The sequence below is a fragment of the Massilia sp. UYP32 genome, from assembly GCF_050434365.1.
In the GTDB taxonomy this organism is placed as follows: Bacteria; Pseudomonadota; Gammaproteobacteria; order Burkholderiales; family Burkholderiaceae_D; genus Telluria; species Telluria timonae.
The window spans coordinates 1-25,630 of sequence record NZ_JBNDIK010000039.1; the positions used below are offsets into that span (position 1 = coordinate 1).

Consider the following 25,630-nt stretch of genomic DNA (forward strand, 5'->3'; position numbering starts at 1 on the left):
GCTGTCATCTTGAGCACTGTCCCGTCCCCCTTCAGGGCATCCTAGGGGACATTTCTACTTAGCGGAGAGGGGACATTACTACTTTGCGCTAACAAAAGCGTTCGAGAGCACTTGCGCAACTGAAAATCGCTGGCTATAATCATGCCTCTCTTGGCCTGGTAGCTCAGTTGGTAGAGCAGAGGATTGAAAATCCTTGTGTCGGTGGTTCGATTCCGCCCCGGGCCACCAAGTATATCGTTCGCGCAACGCCAACCCTCAGCGGTTGGCGTTGTCGTTTCTGGCGTGCGCAGTCCCCGGCTCCGGTCCATCTCCGGCGTCACAAGGGCTAGCCTCTCAAGTACCGGTTTCAGACTGCCAGGCCGGTCACTGTCGCTGGCATCGCTCCCACCGCAGCACGCCGGAAGGTGGAGGGCGAAACCCCGGTGTGCTCCTTGAAGAAACGGGAAAAATTGCTGGGAGCGGAAAAACCGAGGTCGAGTGCGACCGATGTCAACGATGCGCCCTGGGCGATCAGCCGGCGCATCGCCTCTTCCACCCGAACGGCGCTCCAGAAAACCTGCGGACTCGTGTTGAGCTGATCGCGGAACAGCGTAAAGAAGTGCGCGCGCGACAGACCGACCTGGTGCGCGATCTCATCGAGTGCGATCTTGTCGCTGACATGCTCCCGCATCAGCGTGATCGCGCTACGCAAGCGATGGTCGAGCAAGGGCGGCAGCAAGCGCTTGGGATCGGCCACTGGTCCGCGCGCGGTGGCATCGATGGTGGCGCTGATCAGCTGCTCGACCAGGCCATTCAACCCATCCTGGGGTTCGCGCGCCGACAGGATCAGGTCCAGCACCTGCCAGCAGGCCTGGCGCAAGCCGGCATCGATCGGAATGCGCGATGACGGGAAGACGAAGGGACGACCGGTCGCCTGCCGCAGTTCATTGAGCCACTTCCGCGAAATCATAAACACCAGGAACACCGCCGGTCCCGTTCCATCCAGCCGCGTCATGTCGTGCGACTGATATGCATTTGTCGCAAGGCCCACATTTTCCTCGTACCGGACCACCTCGGGACCAACGTTGGCCTGGGCCCGCGCACCGCCCAGCCAGAACACGATCTGCGATTCGGAGTGCGCGTGCGCGACCAGGTCGGTACGCGTTTCCAGCACGATCGCCTGTCCAAACGTTCCTTCGTAGAACGCATACGACTCTGCCATCTTGTCTCCCTTGCCAGCATTGCTGGTCATATTTATGTCCAAATTGTAATCCGGGCAGCGGGCGATACCGGACATTTGAAAAAAGATATCAGACGCATTGATAAGCAGTTGGACCCGCCGATAAGCCCAGCCATGGGTTGATAAGCGCATTTTCCCGTTTGTTCCCAGACTCCTCCCACGGTTAGCGGTCCGAGCTTCAATCGGTCCCGACCGAATACCTGGAGGAATACATGCAAATCGCAACATATCAACTCGATGGACGCCGTTTCGTAGGACTCGTTTCCGACGACCGCGAGCAGGTCACGCCGTTCGCGCTTCCCGAGAGCGTGGCGGCCGAAGGCGCCCTGGCGATCATCAAACTGCTGGCCGACGGCGGCGCGCTCCCGGCAACCGCCGGGCAAGCCGTGCCGCTCGCATCGGTCCAGCTGCTGGCGCCGATCCCGGTACCACGCCGCAACGTCTGGTGCGTGGGCCGCAACTATCACGCCCACGCCAAGGAACTGCAAACCTCGGTATTCAAGGACAACGACGCCAATCCCGAAGCCTGGCCGATCGTCTTTACCAAGGTGCCCGAATGCGTCGTCGGTCCGTTCGACAACGTGATGCTGCCGGGCGCCGCGATCTCCGCGCAAATCGATTACGAGGCCGAACTGGCGGTGGTCATCGGCAAAGGCGGCAAGAACATTACCCGTGCCGACGCCATGGGGCACGTGTTCGGCTACACGGTGGTCAACGACGTCACCGCGCGCGACGTCCAGATGCGCCACCAGCAGTGGGACATGGGCAAGTCGTTCGACACGTTCTGCCCGATGGGTCCGTGGATCGTTACCGCCGACCAGCTCGATGGCACCAGGACCCGCGTGCGTTGCTGGGTCAACGGCGAGCTGCGCCAGGATGGACCGACCGACAACCTGATCTTCGACATCCCGACCCTGATCGAGACGATTTCGCGCGGAATCACCTTGTACCCGGGGGACATCATCGCCACCGGCACCCCTGCGGGCGTTGGGCTGGGCATGCAGCCGCCGCGCTTCCTGGCCGCGGGCGACGTGGTGCGGGTCGAGATCGACGGCATCGGTGCCATCGAAAACCAATTCGTTTAAAAGGAAACACTCCATGACTACCCACATCGTTGCAGGACTGACCGTCGAAGTCGAAGGCGAAGGCGCCACCATCGTGTGCGTCCACGGCCTGGGCGGCTCGAGCAATACCTGGACCCCGGTGATGGCGGCGCTGCAAGGCCATCGCATCGTTCGCATCGACCTGCCGGGCAGCGGCCGCTCGCCAGCCGGTAGCGGCGAATTGAACATCGCCAGCATGGCCGACGCGGTCCAGGCCGTGTGCCGCGAGCTCGACATTACCAAGGCAATCTTCCTGGGCCACTCGATGGGCACGATCGTTTGCCAGCACATCGCGACGCACAACCCGGCGCTGGTCACTGGCCTGGCGCTGTTCGGCCCGCTCGTGTGCCCACCCGACGCGGGACGCGCCGGCATCCTGGCCCGCGCCGACAAGGCAGCCACCGGCGGCGCCGCCGCGATGCAGGAAATCGCCGATGCCATCGTGGGCGCCGCGACGTCGAAGGAAACCAAGGCGCAACAGCCGGCAGTGCTGGCCCTGGTGCGCGAGAGCGTGATGCGCCAGACGCCCGAAGGCTACGGGCAAAGCTGCCGGGCGCTTGCGACGGCGCAGGCGGCGGCAATCGAAGACATTTCGGTGCCGACCTTGTTGATTACGGGAGACCAGGACGGCGTTGCGCCTGCGGCCAACGTGGCGGCAATGGCGGAACGTATCAAGGGCAGCGACATGGTGGTGCTGGAAGGCTGCGGTCATTGGACCACCTTCGAGCGTCCGCAGGAGTGCATGCAACAGCTGACGAAGTTCTTGAGTTCTTCAAAATAACCAGGCCCTGAGGGCCAGAGGAGACATACATGAAGAAGATTGCAATCACCAATGTCACGATTTTCGATGGCAGTGGCGACGACGTATTCAAAGGTGAAGTCCTCGTAGAAGGCAACCGGATCGTTGAAGTAGCGCATTTCCCAAACCAGGTGTCGGGCACCGCCGACCAGGTGATCGACGGCGGCGGCAAGTTCCTGATGCCGGGAATGACCGAAGCCCACACCCACTTTTCGTGGAATGACCAGCCGACGCTGTCGGCCATCCAGTTCATGCCACCGGAAGAACACATCCTGTGGTGCGTCGACGTGGCCAAGCGCTACCTCGACATGGGCTGGACCTCGGCCATTGGTGCGGCCGCCGCCAAGCCGCGTCTCGATATCGTCCTGCGCAATGCAATCACCGCCGGCCAGTGCGTCGGGCCGCGCTACCTGGCCGGCAGCCAGGAGATCGCCACCCTGGGCGGTCTCGGCGACAACACCCTGCCCCACCTCCCGTTCCAGGAACTGAGTTTCGGCCACATCGTGAGCGGCCCCGAGGAAGTGCGCAAGGCCGCGCGCATGTTCATCAAGTACGGCGTGGACCACCTCAAAATCAACCTGTCGGGCGAATATATTGCCGGCCTGCCGGCCGAACTGTCGCCGTTCTCGGACGAAGAAGTCGCCATGCTGACGAGCGAGGCGAAGCGCAACGGCAAGCGGGTGGCGGCGCACGCGCGCTCCGACGAGTCGGTACGGCAGTGCCTCCGCCATGGCATCGACATCATCTTCCACGCCAGTTTTGCGAACGAAGAAACGCTCGACATGCTGGAGGCGAACAAGGAGCGGCACTTCGTCGCGCCCGCCATCGGCTGGCTGGTGCGCACCAGCTTCCACGCGTCGGAATATGGCATCACGCCTGACATCGCCAAGCAAATGGGGTACCCGCAGGAACTGGAAGCGGCAGCAGCCTCGCTGCGCCAGATGCACAAGCGCGGCATCCGCATCCTGCCGGGCGGCGACTACGGCTTTGCATGGATGCCGCACGGGACCAATGCCAACGACCTCCAGTATTTCGTGGACTACATCGGCATGACCCCGACGGAAGCGCTGGTCTCGGCGACCCGCCTGGGCGGCGACATCATGATGCGGCCGGATGAACTGGGCCAGGTTCGCCCCGGTTTCCTCGCCGACCTGGTGCTGGTCGACGGCGACCCGCTGCAGGACCTGCGCATCCTGACCGAGCCCGCCAGGATTGCGATGGTGATGCAGGACGGTGTTATCCACAAAGGCTTGCAGGACGCCAGTGCGCGCGCAGCGGCCATTCACGTCCCGGCGCGCGAAAACCCGATGCTCGACAAGGGCGTGCAGGAAGCCGTGCCGGCCTGACCGCAGCCTCGTGCTGTCAAGCGCCCGCAGCGGTCCTGCTGCGGGCCTATCCCAACCCGAACGAATACCGACAGCGCCTCCGGCCCCATGCCGCGGCAGCGCGGGAGGCTGCTTGTCGAAAATGGAGATGGTATGAGTCTGAATAAATATGTGATGCGCAGTGCGGTAGCGATTGCTGCACTGACCGGAACCGGCACCGTGCTGGCGGCCGAGTTCCAGGTGGCTAACCTGAACGCCCTGTACACGACCCGTTCCAAGGCCGATCCGGTGCTCGGCACCGGGACCGACGATGAGAAGCTGAAGACCTACCAGTTCGAATATTTCGCAGGGTTCAAGTACGGCGATGTGTACGTCGATGCCGAGCTGTACAACGGCGAGAACGTCGGCGGCGCCGGCGCCGGCTCGTTCGGCGGCAACAGCCCCAACCAGAGCCTGCTGGTCTTCAATCCACGCCTGAGCCTGGGGAAGATCAGCGGCCGCAACCTGGCCTTCGGCCCGATCGCCGACGTGTCGCTGATCGCGCGCTACGAGCGCGCCAGTTACGCCGACTTCCGTTCCTACAACCACGGCATCTCCTTCAACTTCAACGTGCCGGGCTTCGCTTACTTCGAGTCGGGCATCCTGCGCCGCAATACCAATTTCTACAAGGGCGAGAAGCTGTGGCGCTCGGTCCTGATGTCGAAGCCGTTCGTGGGCGAACGGCTTCGTTTCAACCTGCTATCGCTGGTCAATGGAACGGGTGTGAATGGCACCGAAGTATTCCTGCGCCCGGAACTGCTGTGGGCTATCGACGCCAAGGGCAGCTTCCAGGCCGGCCTGCGCTACGAAATCCATCGCTACAAGATCGAAGGACGGGACTATTCGCGCAACTCGCCCACCCTGATGGCGAAGTGGACGATGTAATGATCAGCTAGCCGTCAGAACGTTCCCCACTCAGCCTCGGGGCGGTCTCTTCCAGCGAGCCGCCCTGTTGTCCGGTGCGCGCCGACCAGTCCTGGCTGCCGGCCGCCACCAGGGCACGAGCTTGCCACCAAATGCGGGGTGCACCACCGGAAAGCATGTCTGTGAGCATCAATGCAACGAAACAGCTACTTCAGACGAATTAAATTATCCGAAAATGCTCGACCGAAAAATTTTCGCATTCTATTGGATAAGTCATGAAATACGCCTCCGTGCATCAATACTTGCAACATGTCGCTGACCGCAATCCTGGCCAACCTGAGTTCCTGCAGGCAGTCACCGAGGTCATGGAAAGCCTGTGGCCTTTCATTGAAAAGCATCCCAAGTACGCCGAGCAGGGCTTGCTCGACCGCCTGGTCGAGCCCGAGCGTGTGGTGATGTTCCGCGTCTCGTGGGTCGACGACCACGGCCAGGTGCAGGTCAACCGCGGCTACCGCATCCAGCACAGCATGGCGATCGGTCCCTACACGGGCGGCCTGCGTTTCCATCCGTCGGTCAGGCTGTCGGTGCTGAAATTTTTGGCCTTCGAGCAGACCTTCAAGAACGCTCTGACCACGCTGCCGATGGGCGGCGGCAAGGGCGGTTCCGATTTCGACCCCAAGGGCAAGAGCCCGGGCGAGGTGATGCGTTTCTGCCAGGCTTTCGTGACCGAACTGTTCCGCCACGTAGGCTCGGACACTGACGTTCCAGCCGGCGACATTGGCGTAGGCGGGCGCGAAGTGGGCTTCATGGCCGGCATGATGAAAAAGCTGACCAATCGGGCCGATTGCGTTTTCACGGGCAAGGGCCTGAGCTTCGGCGGCTCGCTGATCCGGCCGGAAGCCACCGGCTACGGCACCGTGTATTTTGCTGACGAAATGCTCAAGACCCGCGGTCGCTCGTTCGACGGCCTGCGCGTCAGCGTGTCGGGCTCGGGGAACGTGGCGCAGTACGCAGTGGAAAAAGCGATGGCGCTCGGCGCCAAGGTGCTTACGATGTCGGACTCCAGCGGCACCATGATCGACATGGACGGTTTCACGCCAGAAAAACTGGCCATGCTGATGGAAGTGAAAAACCACCTCTATGGCCGCGTCAGCGACTACGCCCAGCGTGCCGGTGTCCATTTCGAAGCGGGCGTGCGCCCATGGCATGTTCCTGTCGACGTGGCCCTTCCCTGCGCGACCCAGAATGAGCTGGACATCGACGACGCGGCCACCCTGATCAAGAACGGCGTGCTGTGCGTGGTGGCAGAAGGCGCCAACATGCCCTCCACCATCGAAGCGGCAAAGGCGTTTGAAGCGGCCGGCGTGCTCTACGCGCCTGGCAAGGCCAGCAACGCCGGCGGCGTCGCCACTTCCGGCCTGGAGATGAGCCAGAACGCCGAGCGCATGTCCTGGCCGCGCGAGGAAGTGGATGCGCGCCTGCTACAGATCATGCAGGGTATCCACGCGGCCTGCCTGCAGTACGGCAAGCGCCCGGACGGCAGCATCAGCTATGTGGATGGTGCAAACATTGCCGGCTTTGTCAAAGTGGCCGATGCAATGCTGGCGCAAGGCGTGATCTAAGCAAGATCATCACCGATAGCGCAAAACGCCACCTCGGGTGTAATGCCGTTCAGTCAGGGTTGGTCTAGTAGCAACAAAACGCCAACCCGTGCAGGTTGGCGTTTTTCATTCCGACTACGGATTTGCGTTCGCTGAGCACTGAGAATGCCCTCGCGTTGATGCACGTACGATCCTGGATCTCCGGCCTTGCAATGGACCGAACCTCCCCAAAATCAGTCCTCTCACTTCCGGGTTTCGCTCGAAACGGAGTGCGTTGGCAAGCAACTTTCAAGGAGTACAGACATGGGCGCAAAGACAGGTTCTGGCAGCAAAGGCACGGCAAACGACACGGGCAAATCCGGCAATGATTCCGGCAGCAGGGTCAAGGAAGCCAGGGGTCCATCCTACGAGCACCGGCAAGGGGAAACCCCGTCGGACAAGAGCGAACAGCACCAGGGCAAGCATCCTCCGAATACGATCTACAAGGGTCCCAAGGACTTGCACCCGTCCGCTGACCCCGACCGTGGAAACCGCCAGTCCGACAAGGGCTAGCTGCATTTCCGTACCGGTTCCCGCAGGCCCGGGGGTCGGCGACCGTGCGCCCGCATCGCAGTGCGAGCGCGTGACTGCGTCCGCACCAGAGCAGTTTGTCGGATGCCAAGGTGCCGGTTGATATCGCTTCCGGCCGGGTAGCCTGGTTGGCAGAGCAGAAGATTGAAAATCCTTGTGTCGGTGGTTCGATTCCGCCCCGGGCCACCAAGAATAGCGAAAAAACGCCAACCTTCACCGGTTGGCGTTTTTTTTCGCGCCTGCGATCGCCATGTCCGAGGATCGTGCCCTGCCGGGAAAGCACCCGGAAGCGCATGAGAGCGCTCAGGAGGGTGGCGCAACGGGCTGTCGGTGTGTTTCCTTCTGGTATCATGCGCGCTGACTGATGGTTGTCGGCGCCGGACTGGTATCGGAGCCGCCCGCGCGGCGACCGCATGCGATACGCTGCGGCCATGCCGCGCCTTGTCCGATGGCGCGCAGCCGGTCCAGCGGCATCCAACCAGCCTCCCTATTGCGGCCCTCCCGGGCCAGCGTTGATATTTCAAGGTTCACATGCACACCCTTCCTCCCTGCCCCCAATGCCAATCCGCCTATACCTATGAAGATGGCGGCGGCCAATATGTGTGCCCGGAATGCGCCCATGAGTGGCCGGTCCAGGCGGCCGCCGCGGCGGCCGAGAGCGTGCGCGTCTACAAAGATGCTTCAGGCAATATCCTCCAGGATGGCGACACCGTCACCGTAATCAAGGACCTCAAGCCGAAGGGGTCGGGCGGCGTGATCAAGCAAGGCACCAAGGTCAAGAATATCCGCCTGGTCGATGCCGACCACGACATCGACTGCAAGATCGACGGCTTCGGCGCCATGAGCCTCAAGACGGCATTCGTGCGCAAGGTGTAAGCACGCCCGGCGCCTAGTGCAGCGCGCCGCCCGCCTCGCGGGTCAGCACGATCTCGAGGTATTCGGCCGGCGCCACCATCGAATCCGGCCCGGCCGTGTTGAAACGGTCGATCAGGGCCAGCAGGTCTTGCTCGAGCGCGTCGGCGGCGGACGGCGCAAGGGCGGCGAACGCCCGGTTCAGCGGTCCGTAGTAATCGCGGAACACATGCACCCAGTGCGTGGGCGACGCGTAGCGGAAGTTGAACATCCTGCGCGTGATGCGCGCCTGGAGCGCGTCGGCGCCGAACAGCTGGCGCACATGGTCTTCATTTCCCCACAGTAGCGGCGACGCCAGCCCGGGCGGCGGCGCGATGTGCTTGCCGACCGCCTTGAACAGCTGGCCGATGAAGCCCTCGGGCGTCCAGTTCGCCATGCCGATGCGTCCGCCGGGCCGCACCACGCGCCGGATCTCGGCGGCGGCGCGCGCCTGGTCGGGCGCGAACATCACGCCAAAGGTGGACAAGGCCACGTCAAAACTGGCGTCCGGGAACGGCAGCGCCTCGGCGTCCGCTTCGCGAAAGTCGATCGCCAGGCCTTCGGCGGCGGCGCGCGCCCGCCCCTTCTCAAGCAGCGCCGGCACGTAGTCGGTGGACGTGACGCGGGCGAAGCGGCGCGCCGCGGCCAGCGTGGCGTTGCCATTGCCGGCGGCGACGTCGAGCACGCGCTCGCCGGCGCGCACGTCGGTGGCCTCGGCCAGCAGTTCGCCGACGATCTGCAGCGTGACGCCGACGACGGCGAAGTCGCCGCTGGCCCAGGTGGCCTGCTGGCGCTGCTTGATCGCGGCCAGGTCGGGACCGGCGGCGCCCGGACCCGCTTGGGGCGACGGCGAGGGTTGGACTGGCTGAGTCATGATCCATCTCCTTGAGCTGGCAGGTTTTCGATATGACTGGCCGCGCCACCCATGGTTCGACGCTATACCTTGCGCCTTCTCAATCCTGAGGTGGGAAATCAGCCCGCCGCTGCGACTCCAAGAACAAGCCAGGCACCGCAGACACGGCGCCGCCTCGGAGGATTCCCATCATGAAACCGCGCCTTGTTCCGCGTGGCATTGCCGTCGCAATCGTCATCCTTGCCATCGCCGTCATCGGCGCAGTGGCGCTCGCCGCCATGCCGTCGCTCTGGTCGGGCCGCGGCACGGCCAATACCGGTTTCGACCCGCTGTTCGCCGGGGCCGCCGGCGCCACCTGCGCGCCGGCGCGCGCCGGTGCGCCGCCCCTGCTGGCCCACCTGGTGCAGGCCCAGACCCAGGCCCAGGCCCAGGCAGAAACCCGCCCCTTCGCGCCGGGCCAGCAGGCGCCGGCCAGGCCGGGCGCCAAGCCCGCGGACAAGCCGGGCAAAGCCGCGCCGCCGCCCCTGTACGACAACCTGGGCAAGCTGCACGTGCCGATCACCACCGCCAGCAAGCGCGCCCAGGCCTATTTCGACTAGGGCATCCGCCTGACCTTCGCCTTCAACCATGCCGAAGCGGCGCGCGCCTTCCGCGCCGCGCAAGACGCCGACCCGGACTGCGCCATGTGCTACTGGGGCGAGGCGCTGGTGCTGGGTCCGAACATCAACGCCCCCATGTTCCCCGAGGCCGTGGCGCCGGCGGTGGCCGCCGCGGCCGAGGCGAGCCGCCTGGAGCCGCGCACCCGCCCCGAAGAGCAGGCCGTGATCCGCGCCGTGGCGCGCCGCTACAGCCTTGACGCCGGCGCCGACCGCGCCGCGCTCGACAAGGCCTACGCCGATGCCATGGCCGAGGCGGCGCGCGACTTCCCGACCCACGACACCATCCAGGTGCTGTTCGCCGAATCGCTGATGGACCTGTCGCCCTGGGACTACTGGGCGGCCGGCGGCGCCCGGCCCAAGAACCGCACGGCCGAGCTGGTCGCCGCGCTCGAGAAAGTATTGGCGCGCAACCCGACCCATGCCGGGGCCGCCCACTACTACATCCACGCGATGGAAGCCTCGGCCCGACCCGAGAAAGCCCTGCCCGCCGCGCGCGTGCTGGCAAGCCAGATTCCCGGCGCCGGCCATATCGTGCACATGCCCTCGCACATCTATTACCGGCTGGGCATGTACCGCGACGCGCTGCGCGCGAATGTCCTGGCGGTCGCCACCGACGAACGCTACTTCGCCGACGCGGCCAGCGACCCCGTCTACCGCGGCGCCTACTACCCGCACAATATCCACTTCGTGATGGTGTCGGCCCTGATGGGTGGCGACGGTCGCACGGCGCTCGAAGCCGCGGGCAAGCTCGACAAGGTGATCACGCCCGAGCTCCTGACAGCCATCGGCGCGCTGCAGCCGGTCAAGTCGGCGCCTTACTTCGCCCATGTCCAGTTCAGCGATGCGGACACCCTGCTCGCGCTGCCCGACCCGGGACCCCAGTTCGTGCTCGTGCAGGCGATGTGGCATTACGCGCGCGCCGTCGGCCATGCGCGCAAGGGCGACTTCGAGGCGGCCGCACGCGAAGTCGCCGCCCTCGACAAGATCGAGAAGAACGGCGACTTCAAGGCGGTGAACGACTGGAACATTCCCGGCCGCGAGATCGTCCAGACCGCCCGCTCGGTGGCCCAGGCCAGGATCGCCGATGCGCGCGGCGACTTGCCGCGTGCGGTCAACGCCTACCGCAGTGCGATCGCGGTGCAGGATTCGTTGCCCTATATGGAGCCGCCCTACTGGTATTACCCGGTGCGCCAGTCGCTCGGCGTGGCGCTCCTGCGCAGCGGACAGCCGGACGCCGCCGAAAAGGTCTTCCGCGACTCGCTGGCACGCACCCCAAGCAATGGCTGGGCATTGCGCGGGCTGATGGAGGTGTACCGCAAGCGTGGCGACGAAACCGCGCTCGCGGCCGTGCAAAAGCAGTTCGCGACCACCTGGCTTGGCAAGCCGGACGGGCCGGCACTGTCCGCACTCTAGACCTTTGGCATGCCCGCTTGCGCGGCCTGGTCAAGCCTTGCCGAGCGTCGCGCGCCCGCGCCGGATGTCGGCGGCAACGACGGCTTCCTGTCGGTCGTCCTCACCCATGGCGCATGCTGGATCCACCATGGCGCTGGGCATGCCGCTGTCATGCGGCGCGGATGTAAATCATGCGACACAGCAATCCCATTGTCACTTATGCTAGGAGCCCGAATATTTACAAGAGGTTCCGATGAACGCCAAGCCTTCGTTCTTCGCGTCGTGCGCCGCCCTGGTCCTGTCCGCCCTGTGCGCCGTTCCGGCGCTGGCAGCGGACAGCGCCCGGCCGTTGCAGCCGATCGAATCGCTCGTGGTGCCGCGCTATATGGGCGTCTGGTACGAGATCGCAAAACTCCCCAACGATTTCCAGAAAAAATGCGTCGGTGACACCACCGCCACCTACACCCTGGGCGAGGATGGACGGGTGCAAGTCGTCAATCGCTGCCGCACCGCCGAGGGCAAGTTCGACGTGGCCGACGGCGTGGCGCGCCAGCTCGGCGGCGCCACCTCGCCCAAGCTCAAGGTGCGTTTCGCGCCGGCGATCCTGTCCTTCATCCCGATGGTGTGGGGAGATTACTGGGTCATCGACCTCGACGAGAAATACCAATTGTCCGCGGTGAGCGAACCCAAGCGCGAATACCTGTGGATCCTGTCGCGCACACCGCAGGTCGAACCGGCCGACTACGACGCCCTGCTCACACGCCTCACGGCCCAGGGACTGGATGTGTCCAGGCTGGTGCGCACCCCGCAAACCCAGTTGCAGCAGCCCGGGCAATAATAAGTCCGGAAGCGCCAGCCGGTCATTGCCGCCACGGCCCCGAACGGCCCGGCAAGCCTGGAAATCCAGGCAGCCGTCCCCATCTTCAACAGCAGCAGGAGTCGCAAACGACGCCGAGATCCGGCCGGCGTTTGCGCCATCCAAATCCTTGCCGCCCAGGCAATATCCTTAGCCATGCACCGGCCTCGCCGGCTGCCGTGCCGTCCTTGAAGAGTTCGATGTCCGGTCCGATGCCCTTCCTCGCATTCCGCCTTGCCCTTCCGACCTGGATCGCCGTGGCCGCGCTCCTGCCGGCGCCGCCTGCCGCACAGGCCGCCGCCTCATTTGCTTCAGCCTCTGTTTCCGCCTCCGCTCCCGCCAACGGCGGCGATCCGCTGGCGGCGCTGGTCAACGCCTACCGCGCCGATCCCGGCGCCTGCGACGGCCATCCCGCCGCGCCGGCTAACGCGCTCGATCCGCAACCGGCCCTGGCCCAGGTACGCATCGGCGCCGGCACCTTCATCGAATCCGCACTCGAACGCGCCGGTTACGCCGCCGCGCAGGCACAGGCGGTCTACGTCACCGGCCCCGAGGATGCGCAGGCCGCCATGACCGTGCTGGCGCAAAAATACTGCAAGGTACTGCTGAGCGACCGTTTCTCGGCGGTCGGCAGCTATCGCGAGGGTGCGACCTGGACCGTCGTGCTGGCACGACCGGCGCCGCCGCTGCCCTCGGCCACCTATCCCGACTGGCGCGAAGCCGGGCACGCGATCCTGGATGAAGTCAATGCTGCGCGCGCCAGTGCCCGTTCCTGCGGCAAGCAAGCGTTCCCGGCGGCGCCGCCCCTGAGCTGGAACCCCGCGCTGGGCGACGCCGCACTGGCCCATAGCCGCGACATGGCCACGGGACGCTACTTCAGCCACCGCGGCAGGGATGGCAGCCAAGCCGCCGAGCGCGCCCTGCGCGCCGGCTACAGCTGGCGCCGGGTGGGTGAAAACATTGCCTTTGGCCAGCGTTCGCCGCGCGAAGCCGTCGAAGGCTGGCTCGACAGCCCCGGACATTGCGCCAACATCATGAACCGCGCTTTCACCGAGATGGGCGCCGCCTATGGCGTCACGCCCGAGCGGCAGACCGGCGTCATCTACTGGACCCAGGTGTTCGGCGCATCGCGTTAAGCGCCGCAGCCACCGGGCCGGCCCATGCCTGCCCCGCCTTCGACCCGGATTGCGCGCCGAGCCGTGCCGCCCCCACAAGCTGCTTCAGATAGACTTCCCCTCAACATCAACCTCCCGTGCGCGCCTCGCTGCGCCGCCCTTTCCACATGCTCCAGTCCGCCCCGCAACCACGACTCGGCCTCGTCTGCATCACCGTTTCCAAGGACGTGCGATACCGCGCGCTCACGCGCAAGCGCCTGCTCGAGCATTCGGAAGATGGCCAACGCCGCTTGCTGGAAGACATTTATCGCGACAATATCCAGACCCTGGACAATGCGCTGCGTTACTGCGAGCGCGAAGGTATTGCCCTCTACCGCATGCCCTCGTCGATCTTCCCGTTCTCGGATACGCCATTCGGGCTGGACGTCCTGCAACAGTTCAAGGAAACCCTGGGCCGCTCGGGCCGGCGCGCGATCGAGCGCGGCATCCGCCTGGTGATGCATCCCGACCAGTTCGTGGTGCTCAGTTCGGACTCGGAAGACGTCGTGGCCAACAGCGTCAAGATCTTGCAGATGCACGCCGACATCATGGATTTGCTGGACCAGCCGCGTTCGCCCTGGGCGCTGCTGGAAATCCATGGCGGCAAGGCCGACCGCGAAGACAATCTGGTCGCGCGCATTGCCGAACTGCCGGACGCGATCCGTTGCCGCATCGGCCTGGAGAATGACGAATACGCCTACAGCGCCGACGAGATCCACGCCGTGTGCGTGCGCGCCGGCGTGCCGATGGTGTTCGACGCCCACCACCACATCGTCCACGAAAAGCTGGACAGCTACGAGCATCCGAGCGTGGCCGAGATGGTGGCCAGGGCGCGCGCCACCTGGCCCGAGCCGGCCCACCAGCTGGTGCACATCTCGAACGGCCGCGAAGGCTTCAACGACCGCCAGCATTCCGACCTGATCGCGACGATGCCCTCGTCCTACCTCGCCGCGCCGTACATCGAGATCGAGGCCAAGCTCAAGGAAGAGGCGATCCGCGGCCTGGATGGCTGGTGTTCAAGGTTCGCGACGACGTAGGGGCGGCAGCGCTTCCAACCACGGCACGATCACGTCGCACAATGCTTGCGGCGCCTCCAGCGGAATCATGTGTCCGCTGTCCTCGACCAGCGCGAACTGCGCCCCCGCGATGCCCGCATGCAGCTCCTGCGCTTCTTCCAGGCTGCGCAGGCGGTCGTGCCCCGCCGCGACCACCAGGGTCGGACAGCGGATCTCGCCCAGCAGATGCAGGTCGCCCGGCCGCTCGACCATCGACTGGTTGCGAAACGCCACGCCGCCCAGCCGCACGCCCATCGTGCGCACGCGCTCGATCAGCGCCTCGTTGTCCACCTCGCGCGGATGCAGCGAGCTGGCGATGGCGGTGCGGCTCAGCCCCGCGAACGAGACGGACGGCGCCGCTCGCGCCACCGTGCGCTTGCCCTGGCGCACGGCGTCGGAATCGGGCCGGGTCGAAGTGGCGATCTGCACCAGCGCGCGCACGCGTCCTGGCGCCTGGCGCACCATCTCGCGCGCGACATAGCCGCCCATCGAGAAGCCGATCAGGATGAAGGACGGCGGCGCCTCGGCCAATGCGCGGCGCGCCAGGTCCTCGAGGGTGGAATCATGACGCAGGTCGGCATGCGCCAGCGGGCCGAAGCGGGCCAGCCGGTCGCGCATGTCGTCCCACAGCGTCTCATCAAGCATGTAGCCTGGAACCAGCAGGATAGTCATCGCGCCATCATAGCAAAGCGCGCTGACGGCGCGGGGTCAGGCCAACCTTCAGGCTACCTTTCAGGCAGCCTTCTTGGGCAGGATGTCGCTCGCCATCATCTCGCCGAACGGGCCGGTGATCGACTGCTCCCCCTGCTCCGTTCCTTTCCCCAGCAGCGGGAACACCAGTTCGGCGAAGCGGTACGATTCTTCCAGGTGCGGATAGCCCGACAGGATGAAGGTCTCGATGCCGAGATCCGCGTACTCGCGCATGCGCGCCGCCACCGTCTCGGGGTCGCCCACCAGCGCCGTCCCCGCCCCGCCGCGCACCAGGCCCACGCCGGCCCACAGATTGGGCGCGACTTCGAGCTGGTCGCGCCGCCCGCCATGCAGGGCCGCCATGCGGCGCTGGCCGACCGAATCCATCTTCGCGAACGCGGCCTGGGCCTTTGCGATGGTGTCGTCGTCCAGGTGGCTGATCAACTCGTCGGCCGCGCGCCAAGCTTCTTCATTGGTCTCGCGCACGATCACGTGCAGGCGGATGCCGAATTTCAGCGTTCGCCCATGCTTCGCGGCCCGTGCGCGGATATCGGCCAGCTTCTCGGCCACCGCCGCCGGCGGTTCGCCCCAGGTCAGGTAGACGTCCATCTGCTCGGCCGCCAGCTCGTGCGCCGGCTCGGACGAACCGCCGAAGTACAGCGGCGGATACGGTTTCTGCACCGCCGGATACAAGGTCTTGGCGCCCTTGACCTGGATGTGCTTGCCCTCGAAGTCATAGCCCGCAGCGCCGCCCTCGCCCGCCATGCTGGCGCGCCAGACCTTGAAGAATTCGCTTGAGATCTCGTAGCGCTTGGTGTGATCGGCATACAGGCCATCGGCTTCGAGCTCGCCCTGGTCGCCGCCGGTGACGACGTTGATCAACAGGCGCCCGTTCGACAGGCGGTCGAAGGTGGAGGCCATGCGCACCGCCAGCCCGGGCGTCGACAGGCCGGGACGGATCGCAACCAGGAATTTCAGCCTGGTGGTAGCGTTGATCAGCGACGAGGCAACGATCCAGGCGTCCTCGCAGGAGCGTCCGGTCGGCAGCAGCACGCCGTCGTAGCCGAGGGTATCGGCGGCGACCGCGACCTGCTTCAGGTAATCGGCGTTGACCGGGCGCGCGCCCTTGGTGGTGCCGAGATAGCGGCTGTCGCCGTGGGTGGGGATGAACCAGAAAATATTGGGAGTCGACACGGTAAGTCCTCGGTGATTCATGCAGCGGCGGCGGTCTGCGCGCGCGCCTGGAGTTCGGCGTCCAGCTGTTCGATACCCGCGGCGACACGATCGGCGATCGGGCCCGCCAGGCGCGTGCCGCGCTCGCTGTCCCAGGCGATCTGCTCGGACGTGGCATAGATGCTGGACAGGATGGCGCGTGCCGACATCGAGGCCAGCACCGGGCGCAGCGCATAGTCGAGCGCCAGCAGGTGCGACTGGCTGCCGCCGGTCGCGAGCGGCAACACGACCTTGCCACGCAGCCCGTCCTGCGGCAGCAGGTCGAGGAACAACTTGAGCATGCCGGTGTAGGCCGCCTTGTAGATCGGCGTGGCCACCACCAGCGCGTCGGCCTGGGCCACCAGCGCCAGCGCGCGCGCCAGCTCCGGGTCATGCGCATCCATGCGCAGCAGGGCGGGACCGGGCAGTTCGCGTACCTCGAGGCGCGTCGTGCGCCAGCCGTGGACGGCGAGTTTTTCTCCGACGTGCTGCAACAGGCGGCTGCAGGACGACTGCGACGACGGGCTACCGCCCAGCAAGATGACGCTCATGGTGAGTTCCAGTTCTGACAACGATCGCCACAGCGTACGCCGCGCGCACGCTCGACCCAACGAATCGTTTCGCTCATCGATATGCGTTTGCCGTTTTAACTTTTCGCGCATATTCATGCCCGGATTTCTTCGTTCACGCGGCGCCGGCTCGGGAGGCAAGATGGCAGCTCACCCAATACCGGCACACAGCCCCATGTTTTCCATCCTGCAGCAATTGCGTACACAAGACGACCACGCTACCGCGGCCAGATCCGGTCCGTTGGCCATCGCCGCCGACCTGGCCGAGCGCCTGGCCGCCACCGCCGTCGAACGCGACCGCGCCGGCGGCCACCCGAAGCACGAGCGCGAACTGATCCGCGATTCAGGCCTGCTCACGCTGTCGGTCCCCGCCGAATTCGGCGGCCAGGGCGCCGACTGGGCCACCGTGATGGCGGCCGTGCGCATCCTGGCCAAGGCCGACAGCGCGCTGGCCCACCTGTTCGGCTTTCATCACCTGCAGCTGGCCGGCGTCCAGCTCTACGGCACCGAGCTGCAGCAGCGCAGCCTGCTCACCGCCACCGTGCGCCAGAAGCTGTTCTGGGGGAACGCCCTGAACCCGCTCGACAAACGCACCCGCGCCGTCGCCTCGCCGGCCGGCTATATCCTGGACGGCGTGAAGAGTTTTGCGTCGGGCTCGGTGGGTTCCGACTGGTTGACGGTGTCGGCTTGGGACAGTGAAGCCGACGCCGCCCTGATCGCCGTGGTGCCGACCGAGCAGGCCGGCGTGCACGTGGAAGCCGACTGGGACGCCTTCGGCCAGCGCCAGACCGACAGCGGCAACGTCCACTTCGAGAAGGTCTACCTGCCGACCGCGCTGGTGCTGCAGGCCCCCGGCCAGGCGCCGACCGCCCGCTCCACCCTGCGCTCCCAGGTCGCCCAGCTGGTCATGGCCAATCTGTACCTGGGCATCGCCCAGGGCGCCTTCGATGCCGCGCGCGATTACACGCTCGAGCAGGCGCGCCCCTGGTTCGCCTCCGGCGTGGACGATGCGATCGACGACCCCTTCACCCAGCACCGCTACGGCCAGCTGTGGCTGACCGTGCGTCCGGCCGCGCTGCTGGCCGACGAGGCCGCGCGCCAGCTCGACGCCGCCATCGGCAAGGGCGACGCCGTGACGGCGCGCGAACGCGGCGTCGTCGCGATCGCCGTGGCCGAAGCCAAGGTGCTGGCGCACCGCGCCGCGATCGAGATCAGCAACCAGATGTTCGAACTGCTCGGCGCGCGCGCCACGTCAAGCCGCTTCGGCTTCGACCGCTTCTGGCGCAACGCGCGCGTGCACACCCTGCACGACCCGGTCGACTACAAGCTGCGCGACCTCGGGCGCTACGCGCTCAGCGGCCGCGTGCCCGATCCAACGCCCTATTCCTGACCGACATGACAGCTTCCGTCCCAGTCATCCGCGTCGAGCGCGCCAGCAAGGCTTTCCCGCTGCCGGAAGGCGGCCGCTTCGACGCCGTGCGCGAAATCTCGCTCGACGTCCTGCCGGGCGAGATCTTCGGCCTGGTCGGCCGCAGCGGCGCCGGCAAGTCGACCCTGCTGCGCCTGATGAACCTGCTGGAAAAGCCCGACAGCGGCAGCATCACGGTTGCCGGCCAGGAGCTGACCGCCCTCGGCGCGCGTGAGCTGCGCGAGGCACGGCGCCGCATCGGCATGATCTACCAGCACTTCAACCTGCTCGCCAACGCCACCGTGTTCGAGAACGTGGCCTTCCCGCTGCGCATCCACGGCGCGATGAACGCGCCGCGCCTGAAGGCGCGCGTGGCCGAATGCCTGGAGCTGGTCGGATTGCAGGGCAAGGCCGGCAGCTATCCGGCGCGTCTATCGGGCGGCCAGAAGCAGCGGGTGGCGATCGCACGCGCCCTGGCCAGTTACCCCACGGTGCTGCTGTGCGACGAGCCGACGTCGGCGCTCGACCCGGACACCACGCGCAGCGTGCTCGATACGCTGCGCGACATCAACGCGCGCCTGGGCGTGACGATCGTCATCGTCAGCCACGAGCTGCAGGCGCTGGGCAGCCTGTGCCAGCGCGCCGCCGTGGTCGAAGATGGCCGCATCGCCGAACTGTTCGACCTGCGCGACCACAGTGCGCCGCGCAAGACCTCGCTCGGCCGCGAACTGGTCTACCACGCCGCCGAAGCCCATGCCGCCGAAGTCCATGCCGGCCTTCCGCCAGGAGAGCTGCATGCTTGAAAAATTCCTGCTCGTCGCGCCCGAGCTGTGGCGCGCCTTCGGCGAAACCCTGCTCATGCTCGGCATCGGCCTCTCGGCCGCAGTGCTGCTGGGCGGTCCGCTCGGCGTGATCCTGTTCCTCAACGGCTCGGGCGAACCAGGTCGTGGCCGCAGCATCGGGAAAGTGCTGGGATGGCTGGTGAACACCGTGCGCTCCTTCCCCTTCATCATCCTGATGGTGGCCCTGGTGCCGTTCACGCGCATCGTTGCCGGCACCTCGATCGGCCCGCTGGCCGCCAGCGTGCCGCTGTCCTGCGCCGCCATCCCCTATTTCGCGCGCCTGGTCGAACAGCAGCTGCACGAAGTGCCGCGCGGCGTGATCGAGGCCGCCGAAGCGATGGGCGCCACGCGCCTGCAGATCGTCACCCGGGTGCTGCTGCTGGAGGCTCGGTCCGGCCTGGTGCTGGCGCTGACCGTGTTGGCCATCAGCTTCCTGTCGTATTCGGCGGTGGCCGGCGTGGTGGGCGGCGGCGGCATCGGCGACCTGGCCATCCGCTACGGCTACTACCGCTTCGAGACCGACGTCATGGTGATCACGGTCGCGATCCTGATCGCCATGGTGCAGCTGATCCAGTTCGGCGGCGGACGCATCGCGCGCCGCCTGGACAAGCGCTGAACCGTTCATGAAAAGAGAAACGGAAGGAATCCCATGAACCTGAACCGCCGCATCCTGCTCGCCAGCCCGCTGATCCTGGCGATCGTCCTTGCCGTCGCCACCAATGCGCAGGCGAAGGACCCGAAGGAAATCGTCATCGGCACCAGCGCCGGGCCGTATGCCGACCAGGTCAGGCTGGGCATCAAGCCCATCCTCGAGAAACAGGGCTACAAGGTGCGCATCGTCGAATTCAACGACTACATCCAGCCCAACTTCGCGCTGGCCGAGGGCGCGCTCGACGCCAACGTGTTCCAGCACGTGACTTATCTGGACCGCTTCAAGGCCCAGCACAAGCTGCAGCTTTCCGAACTGGTGAAAGTGCCGACCGCGCCGATCGCGATCTACAGCCGCCGCCACAAGAGCCTCGACGCCGTGAAAAACGGCAGCACCGTGGCGCTGCCCAACGACCCGACCAACCAGGCGCGCGCACTGGTCATGCTCGATCAGCTGGGATGGATCAAGCTGAGGCCCGGCTTTGATCCGATCCGCGCCTCGGAGCGCGACGTGGCCGCCAATCCGAAGGGCGTCAAGCTGCTGCCGCTGGAGGCGGCACAGCTGCCACGCTCCCTGCAGGACGCCGACTACGCCTTCGTCAACGGCAACTACGCGCTGGCCTCCGGCCTCAACTTGCGCGACGCGCTGCGCACCGAGAAGATCTCGCCGGCCTACGCCAACCTGGTAGCGGTGAGGACGCTCGACCGCGACAAGCCTTTCGCGCGCGACCTGGCCGCTGCGTACAAGTCGCGCGCCTTCCTGGACGTCACCAACAGGCATTTCGCCGACTACGCCAAGACCGACTACCAGCTGGCGCTGCAATCGCCTGCCGGAGGAGCCAGGTAATGGCGCGCCGCATCCGCTTCAACGCCTTCCAGATGAATACCCCGAGCCACCAGTCGCCCGGGCTGTGGACCCATCCGAGGAGCGACAGCGAGCGTTACCTGACGCCCGGCTACTGGGTCGAGCTGGCGCAGCTGCTGGAGCACGGCGGCTTCGACGCCATCTTCCTCGCCGACGTGCTGGGCGTGTACGACGTCTACCGCAAGGGACCGGAAGCCGCGCTGCGCCACGGCGTGCAGGTGCCGCTGAACGACCCACTAGCCCTGGCGCCGCTGATCGCCCACGCCACCACGCGCCTCGGGATCGGCGTCACCGCCGCCCTGACCTACGAACACCCGTACACCTTCGCGCGCCGCATGTCGACGCTCGACCACCTGAGCGGGGGCCGGATCGGCTGGAACATCGTCACCGGCTACCTCGACAGCGCCGCGCGCAACCTGGGCCTGGGCCAGCAGCTCGGCCACGACGAGCGCTACGACCTGGCCGACGAATACATGGAGGTCGTCTATAAACTGTGGGAGCGCAGCTGGGAAGACGGCGCGGTGAAGCGCGACAAGGAACGCACTGTTTACACCGACCCGGCCAGGGTGCATCCGATCCGGCACAAGGGCCGCTACTACGAAGTGCCGGGCTTTCACCTGTGCGAGCCGTCGCCGCAGCGCACGCCCTTCCTGTACCAGGCCGGCGCCTCGCCGCGCGGCGCCCGTTTCGCCGCGCGCCATGCCGAAGCCACCTTCATCAGCGGTCCGAGCAAGGCGGTGGTGAAACGCGGCGTCGACGCCGTGCGCGCCGCCGCGCGCGCCGAAGGCCGCGATCCGGATGCGCTGCTGGTGTACGCCCAGGCCCTCGTCGTCACCGGCGCCACCGAGGCCGAGGCGCAGGCGCGGCTCGCGGAATACCGGCGCCACGTCGACGTCGAGGCCGCGCTCACCCTGCTGTCCGGATGGACCGGCGTCGATTTCGCGCGCCACCACCTGGACGACACCATCGAGTACATCGACACCGACGCCGGACGCTCGGCCCTGGCCTCTCTCAGCGCTGCCGACCCGGGCCGCGACTGGACCGTGCGCGAAGCGGCCGAATTCATCGGCCTGGGCGGACGCGGCCCCATCATCGTGGGCGACCCGCGCCAGGTGGCCGACCAGCTCGAATCCTGGATCGACGACACCGGCGCCGACGGCTTCAACCTCGCCTTCGCGCTGCCGCTGGAAGACATGACGCTGGTGGTCGAGCACATCGTGCCCGAACTGGCGCGGCGCGGCCGCTACGACGCCGCCCCACGCGGCGGCACGCTGCGCGGGCAACTGCTCGGCCAGGGTCCGCGCCTGGCGCCCGGCCATCCGGGCAGCCGGGTCGAGATCGCATCCCCGCTGTCTGGCATCCAGGCAGCTTGAATCACCACATCAAAGGACCATCATGAAACGAAGAAGCCTGTTGCAACTGGCCGCCAGCGGCGCCGCCCTCGCCGCCTTGCCAGCACGCGCAGCTCCCTTATCGGAACTGCGCCTCGACTACGCCCACTATTCGCCCACCAGCCTGGTGCTGCGCCACTTCGGCTGGCTCGAAGAAGAGTTCAAGGCCGACGGCACCCGCATCAAGTGGGTGTTCAGCGCCGGCAGCAACCGCGCGCTCGAATACCTGAACGCGAACAGCATCGACATCGGTTCGAGCGCCGGCCTGGCGGCCCTGCTGGCCCGCGCCAACGGCAATCCGATCCGCACGCCCTATCTGTTCTCGCGGCCCGAGTGGACGGCGCTGGTGGTGCCGAAGAACTCTCCCATCCGCAGCCTGGCCGACCTGAAGGGCAAGAAGGTGGCCGCGACCAAGGGCACCGATCCCTATCTGTTCCTGCTGCGCGCGCTGCAGACCGTGGGCCTGAAGCGCAGCGACATCGAACATGTCAGCCTGCAGCACGCGGACGGCCGGGCGGCGCTGGAACAGGGCCGCGTGGATGCCTGGGCCGGCCTCGATCCGCATATGGCGGCGGCCGAACTGGAAGGCGGCGCACGCCTGCTGTACCGTAACGTCGGTTTCAATACCTATGGTTTCCTGAACGTGCGCGAAGACTTCCTGGCCACCCGCGCGAACGAGACCGCGCGCGTGATCAAGGCCTATGAGCGCGCCCGCGCCTGGACCCGCGCCAATCCGTCGGAAGCGGCGAAAATCCTGTCCCTTGATGCCAAGGTGCCGCTGCCGGTCGCGCTGCTGCAGGTCAAGCTGCGCTCGGACTTCAGCAACGCCCAACCGACCGCCGAGCACCTGCGCGCGCTGCAGCTGGCGGCGCCGATCCTGCGCGACGAGGCGCTGGTGCGCCCCGGCACCGACCTGGACAAGGCGATCGCCGGCCTGGTCGACACCGGCTTCGCGCGCCAGCTCACCAGGGCCTGACATGGATCGGCAAGCCATCACCCTGGAAGCGCCTCCGCCATCACGGCGCGCATGGCGCCGCTTCGGCTTCCCTCTGGGCTTGCTGCTGCCGGCGCTGGCCCTGATCGGCGCGGAAGCCGGCGTGCGCGCCGGCCTGGTGCCGGCCAACCTGCTGCCGCCGCCGAGCGCCATCCTCGAATCCCTGTCCTGGCTGCTGGAAAACGGCCTGGCGGGCCACGTCGGCGCCAGCACGCTGCGGGTGGCGGCCGGCTTCGCCGCCGGCGCCCTGCTGGCGCTGCCGCTCGGCGCGCTGGTGGCCCTGAACCGGCGCGCGGAAAGCCTGCTCGACCCCAGCTTCCAGGCGCTGCGCGCGATTCCGTCGCTGGCCTGGGTGCCGCTGCTGCTGCTCTGGTTCGGCATCGACGAGGCGCCCAAGATCATCCTGATCGCGATCGGCGCCTTCTTCCCGGTGTACATGGGCGTGGTGGCCGGCATCCGCGGCGTCGACCGCGGCCTGACCGAGGTCGGGCTGCTGTATCGCCTGTCGCCGCTGGCGCTGGCGCGCCGGGTGCTGCTGCCGGCGGCCCTGCCCTCGGTGCTGACCGGCCTGCGCAACGGCCTGAGCCTGGCGTGGATGTTCATGGTGGCGGCCGAGCTGATCGCCGCCAGCCGCGGCCTGGGCTATCTGCTGACCGACGGCCGCGAATCGAGCCGCGCCGACATCATGCTGGCGGCGATCGTGCTGCTGGCCCTGCTGGGCAAGGCCAGCGACAGCGCGATGCAGGCGCTGGAACGGCGCTGGCTGGCCTGGCGCGACAGCTATGTGGAAAGGACGGCGCGATGAGCTTTCTCGAGATCGCCATCGATGACAAGCGCCACGGCGCGCGCACCGTGCTGCGCGGCCTGCGCCTGGGGCTGGACCAGGGCGAGATCGTCAGCCTGGTCGGCGCCAGCGGCTGCGGCAAGAGCACCTTGTTGTCGATCGTGGCGGGACTGGACGGCGACTACCGCGGCGCGGTGCACCTCGACGGCCGCCAGTTGACGGGGCCGGATGCCGACGTCGGCCTGGTGTTCCAGGCGCCGCGCCTGTTCCCGTGGCTGACCGTGGCGCAGAACGTCGTCTTCGGCGGACACGCGCGGCCGAACCTGGAGCGCGCCCATGCCCTGCTGGAGGAAGTCGGCCTGAAGGGATATGGCGATGCGCTGCCCAAGCAGCTGTCGGGCGGCCAGGCCCAGCGCGCAGCCATCGCGCGCGGCCTGTATCTGGAGCCGCACGTGCTGCTACTGGACGAACCGTTTTCGGCGGTCGACGCCTTCACCCGCATGCGCCTGCAAGACCTGCTGGCGCATGCGGCGCGCCAGCGCGGCCTGACCGTGCTGCTGGTGACCCACGATATCGATGAAGCGATCTATCTGAGCGACCGCGTGGTGCTGATGGATGGCGTGCCCGGCCCGGTGCCCGCCGAGTTCATGAACGACGCGCCGTGGCCGCGCGAGCGCGGCAAGCTGGCGCTGTCGCCGTTGAAACCGGCGATCCTCGACAGCCTGCACGCGGTGCACGCCATTTAGACGCTCGACTCAGGTGTTGCGCATCTGCGCCTGCGACACATTGCTGCCTGGCGGGACGCTCTGGGTCAGCCAGACGTTGCCGCCGATGGTCGAACCGGCGCCGATCGTGATGCGGCCCAGGATGGTGGCGCCGGCATAGATGACGACGTCGTCCTCGACGATCGGATGGCGCGGCGTGCCCTTGACCAGGGCGCCGCTCTCGTCGACCGGGAAGCGCTTGGCGCCGAGCGTGACGGCCTGGTACAGGCGCACGCGCTCGCCCAGGATCGCGGTTTCGCCGATGACGACGCCGGTGCCGTGGTCGATGAAGAAGCTGCCGCCGATCTGCGCGCCGGGGTGGATGTCGATGCCGGTCAGCGAGTGACCGATGTCGGCCGTGACCCGCGCCAGGAACGGCACGCCGAGGCGGGTGAGGCAATGCGCGATGCGGTGGTAGAGGATGGCGATGGTGCCGGGATAGCACAACATGATCTCGGCCACCGAGGTGGCGGCCGGGTCGCCGGCCAGCGCGGCCTGCACGTCGGACACCAGCAGCGCGCGAACCGCGGGCAGGCTGGCGGCGAACTCGCGCGTGATGGCGCGGGCGCGCTCGGTCAGGACTGCGTCCGCGGTCTGGTCATGCTCGGAGGCGAACTCAGGTGAAAAGCGCAGCGCGCGCCGTACTTGCTCGGCCAGGCGGTCGAGCGCCACGTTGAGCGTGTCGGCGACGAAGTAGTCGATGCTCTCGTCGTTCAGGTCGGGGCGGCCATAATGCGTGGGGAACAGGGCGGCGGAGATGCCGTCCACGATCTGGCGCACGACTTCGCGCGACGGCAGTTCGCGCACCCTGCCCTGGTGCCGGATATTGTGGGTGGATTCGCGCGAGGTGCGCAATGCGTCGATGACGGGACCGAGGTGCCACTGCACCGATCCACCTTGATGGTGGGGAAATTCGCTGTTCATTCGCCGAGCCTATACGATTCGTTTTTCAATGACTACGATTTTATTGGTATGTCGATATGCGTGCTTTGACGGGCTCAAAAACGGTCCCTGCCAACGGCAGAACTTGCCGCGCGGCAGTTTCTAAGGCAACATCAAGCACTGATTTTCTTTTGTAATGAC

The 25,630-nt window shown here is 66.6% G+C and carries 26 protein-coding genes and 1 tRNA gene; 21 read left to right on the top strand and 6 right to left on the bottom strand.

What is annotated here, in order from left to right:
* Positions 1-152 precede the first annotated feature (152 nt).
* Positions 153-228, top strand: a tRNA-Phe gene (locus tag ABIB42_RS24335).
* A 118-nt stretch (positions 229-346) separates the two neighbouring features.
* Here the strand turns inward: ABIB42_RS24335 and ABIB42_RS24340 are convergent.
* Positions 347-1,231: a helix-turn-helix domain-containing protein gene (locus ABIB42_RS24340; RefSeq protein ID WP_429249131.1), complete on the bottom strand. Its 885-nt coding sequence runs from the start codon at positions 1,229-1,231 to the stop codon at positions 347-349.
* Between the two features lie 200 nt (positions 1,232-1,431).
* Here ABIB42_RS24340 and ABIB42_RS24345 point away from each other — a divergent pair, with 200 nt between their 5' ends.
* From ABIB42_RS24345 to ABIB42_RS24375, 7 genes are all read left to right on the top strand, one after another.
* Positions 1,432-2,304 carry a fumarylacetoacetate hydrolase family protein gene (locus tag ABIB42_RS24345; protein ID WP_429249132.1) on the top strand — a complete coding sequence of 291 codons (873 nt, stop codon included), beginning with the start codon at positions 1,432-1,434 and terminating at the stop codon, positions 2,302-2,304.
* A gap of 13 nt (positions 2,305-2,317) precedes the next feature.
* A complete protein-coding gene (locus ABIB42_RS24350) occupies positions 2,318-3,103 on the top strand; it encodes an alpha/beta fold hydrolase (protein ID WP_429249133.1) in 786 nt (261 codons plus the stop codon).
* A gap of 29 nt (positions 3,104-3,132) precedes the next feature.
* Entirely contained in the window at positions 3,133-4,467 is a 1,335-nt protein-coding gene (locus tag ABIB42_RS24355) for an amidohydrolase family protein (RefSeq protein WP_429249134.1), read from the top strand.
* Positions 4,468-4,599: 132 nt separating this feature from the next.
* Positions 4,600-5,370: a hypothetical protein gene (locus tag ABIB42_RS24360; RefSeq protein WP_429249135.1), complete on the top strand. Its 771-nt coding sequence runs from the start codon at positions 4,600-4,602 to the stop codon at positions 5,368-5,370.
* Positions 5,371-5,624: 254 nt separating this feature from the next.
* Entirely contained in the window at positions 5,625-6,971 is a 1,347-nt protein-coding gene (gene gdhA / locus ABIB42_RS24365) for an NADP-specific glutamate dehydrogenase (RefSeq protein WP_429249136.1), read from the top strand.
* 282 nt (positions 6,972-7,253) lie between these two features.
* Positions 7,254-7,502: a hypothetical protein gene (locus ABIB42_RS24370; RefSeq protein WP_429249137.1), complete on the top strand. Its 249-nt coding sequence runs from the start codon at positions 7,254-7,256 to the stop codon at positions 7,500-7,502.
* Positions 7,503-8,051: 549 nt separating this feature from the next.
* Complete coding sequence (locus ABIB42_RS24375) at positions 8,052-8,396, top strand: zinc ribbon domain-containing protein YjdM (RefSeq protein WP_429249138.1); 345 nt, start codon at positions 8,052-8,054, stop codon at positions 8,394-8,396.
* 13 nt (positions 8,397-8,409) lie between these two features.
* On the opposite strand, the gene ABIB42_RS24380 is transcribed toward ABIB42_RS24375, so the two are convergent.
* A complete protein-coding gene (locus tag ABIB42_RS24380) occupies positions 8,410-9,285 on the bottom strand; it encodes a class I SAM-dependent methyltransferase (RefSeq protein WP_071360516.1) in 876 nt (291 codons plus the stop codon).
* Between the two features lie 170 nt (positions 9,286-9,455).
* On the opposite strand from ABIB42_RS24380, the gene ABIB42_RS24385 reads away from it, so the two are divergent.
* From ABIB42_RS24385 to uvsE, 5 genes are all read left to right on the top strand, one after another.
* Positions 9,456-9,863 carry a hypothetical protein gene (locus tag ABIB42_RS24385; RefSeq protein ID WP_429249139.1) on the top strand — a complete coding sequence of 136 codons (408 nt, stop codon included), beginning with the start codon at positions 9,456-9,458 and terminating at the stop codon, positions 9,861-9,863.
* Between the two features lie 84 nt (positions 9,864-9,947).
* Positions 9,948-11,336 (top strand): tetratricopeptide repeat protein, encoded by a 1,389-nt coding sequence (locus ABIB42_RS24390; RefSeq protein ID WP_429249140.1) that lies wholly within the window; start codon positions 9,948-9,950, stop codon positions 11,334-11,336.
* A 232-nt stretch (positions 11,337-11,568) separates the two neighbouring features.
* On the top strand, positions 11,569-12,153 hold the full coding sequence (locus ABIB42_RS24395) for a lipocalin family protein (RefSeq protein WP_005671502.1): 585 nt from the start codon (positions 11,569-11,571) through the stop codon (positions 12,151-12,153).
* A gap of 218 nt (positions 12,154-12,371) precedes the next feature.
* Positions 12,372-13,307, top strand: a complete 936-nt coding sequence (locus ABIB42_RS24400) for a CAP domain-containing protein (protein ID WP_429249141.1) — start codon at positions 12,372-12,374, stop codon at positions 13,305-13,307.
* Between the two features lie 146 nt (positions 13,308-13,453).
* Positions 13,454-14,362 (top strand): UV DNA damage repair endonuclease UvsE, encoded by a 909-nt coding sequence (gene uvsE, locus ABIB42_RS24405; RefSeq protein ID WP_429249142.1) that lies wholly within the window; start codon positions 13,454-13,456, stop codon positions 14,360-14,362.
* Here uvsE and ABIB42_RS24410 read toward each other — a convergent pair.
* From ABIB42_RS24410 to ssuE, 3 genes are read right to left on the bottom strand one after another with little or no spacing between them, the layout of a single operon-like run.
* The gene (locus tag ABIB42_RS24410) at positions 14,342-15,052 is read right to left on the bottom strand and encodes an alpha/beta fold hydrolase (RefSeq protein WP_071360518.1); all 711 of its coding nucleotides are present in this window, start codon (positions 15,050-15,052) and stop codon (positions 14,342-14,344) included. The genes uvsE and ABIB42_RS24410 overlap by 21 nt on opposite strands.
* Before the next feature lie 60 nt (positions 15,053-15,112).
* A complete protein-coding gene (gene ssuD / locus ABIB42_RS24415; RefSeq protein ID WP_429249143.1) occupies positions 15,113-16,264 on the bottom strand; it encodes an FMNH2-dependent alkanesulfonate monooxygenase in 1,152 nt (383 codons plus the stop codon).
* Positions 16,265-16,281: 17 nt separating this feature from the next.
* Complete coding sequence (gene ssuE, locus ABIB42_RS24420; RefSeq protein ID WP_429249144.1) at positions 16,282-16,833, bottom strand: NADPH-dependent FMN reductase; 552 nt, start codon at positions 16,831-16,833, stop codon at positions 16,282-16,284.
* Positions 16,834-17,026: 193 nt separating this feature from the next.
* On the opposite strand from ssuE, the gene ABIB42_RS24425 reads away from it, so the two are divergent.
* Genes ABIB42_RS24425 through ABIB42_RS24460 form a run of 8 tightly spaced genes read left to right on the top strand, consistent with a single transcriptional unit; the run spans position 17,027 to position 24,529 of the window.
* Positions 17,027-18,241 (top strand): acyl-CoA dehydrogenase family protein, encoded by a 1,215-nt coding sequence (locus tag ABIB42_RS24425; protein WP_429249145.1) that lies wholly within the window; start codon positions 17,027-17,029, stop codon positions 18,239-18,241.
* A gap of 5 nt (positions 18,242-18,246) precedes the next feature.
* Positions 18,247-19,062 carry a methionine ABC transporter ATP-binding protein gene (locus ABIB42_RS24430; RefSeq protein ID WP_005671515.1) on the top strand — a complete coding sequence of 272 codons (816 nt, stop codon included), beginning with the start codon at positions 18,247-18,249 and terminating at the stop codon, positions 19,060-19,062.
* Positions 19,055-19,717 carry a methionine ABC transporter permease gene (locus ABIB42_RS24435; protein WP_005671517.1) on the top strand — a complete coding sequence of 221 codons (663 nt, stop codon included), beginning with the start codon at positions 19,055-19,057 and terminating at the stop codon, positions 19,715-19,717. Before ABIB42_RS24430 ends, ABIB42_RS24435 begins: the two co-directional genes overlap by 8 nt.
* Positions 19,718-19,750: 33 nt before the next feature.
* Positions 19,751-20,596 (top strand): MetQ/NlpA family ABC transporter substrate-binding protein, encoded by an 846-nt coding sequence (locus tag ABIB42_RS24440; protein ID WP_429249146.1) that lies wholly within the window; start codon positions 19,751-19,753, stop codon positions 20,594-20,596.
* Entirely contained in the window at positions 20,596-21,987 is a 1,392-nt protein-coding gene (locus ABIB42_RS24445; RefSeq protein WP_005671522.1) for an LLM class flavin-dependent oxidoreductase, read from the top strand. The genes ABIB42_RS24440 and ABIB42_RS24445 overlap by 1 nt, the downstream gene beginning before the upstream one ends.
* A 22-nt stretch (positions 21,988-22,009) precedes the next feature.
* A complete protein-coding gene (locus tag ABIB42_RS24450) occupies positions 22,010-22,981 on the top strand; it encodes an aliphatic sulfonate ABC transporter substrate-binding protein (protein ID WP_005671524.1) in 972 nt (323 codons plus the stop codon).
* Between the two features lies 1 nt (position 22,982).
* Positions 22,983-23,804, top strand: coding sequence for an ABC transporter permease (locus tag ABIB42_RS24455; protein WP_005671526.1), 822 nt, complete (start codon positions 22,983-22,985; stop codon positions 23,802-23,804).
* Positions 23,801-24,529 carry an ABC transporter ATP-binding protein gene (locus tag ABIB42_RS24460; protein WP_005671528.1) on the top strand — a complete coding sequence of 243 codons (729 nt, stop codon included), beginning with the start codon at positions 23,801-23,803 and terminating at the stop codon, positions 24,527-24,529. Before ABIB42_RS24455 ends, ABIB42_RS24460 begins: the two co-directional genes overlap by 4 nt.
* A 9-nt stretch (positions 24,530-24,538) precedes the next feature.
* Here the strand turns inward: ABIB42_RS24460 and epsC are convergent, their stop codons facing one another.
* Complete coding sequence (epsC, locus tag ABIB42_RS24465) at positions 24,539-25,471, bottom strand: serine O-acetyltransferase EpsC (RefSeq protein WP_005671530.1); 933 nt, start codon at positions 25,469-25,471, stop codon at positions 24,539-24,541.
* Between the last annotated feature and the right edge of the window lie 159 nt (positions 25,472-25,630).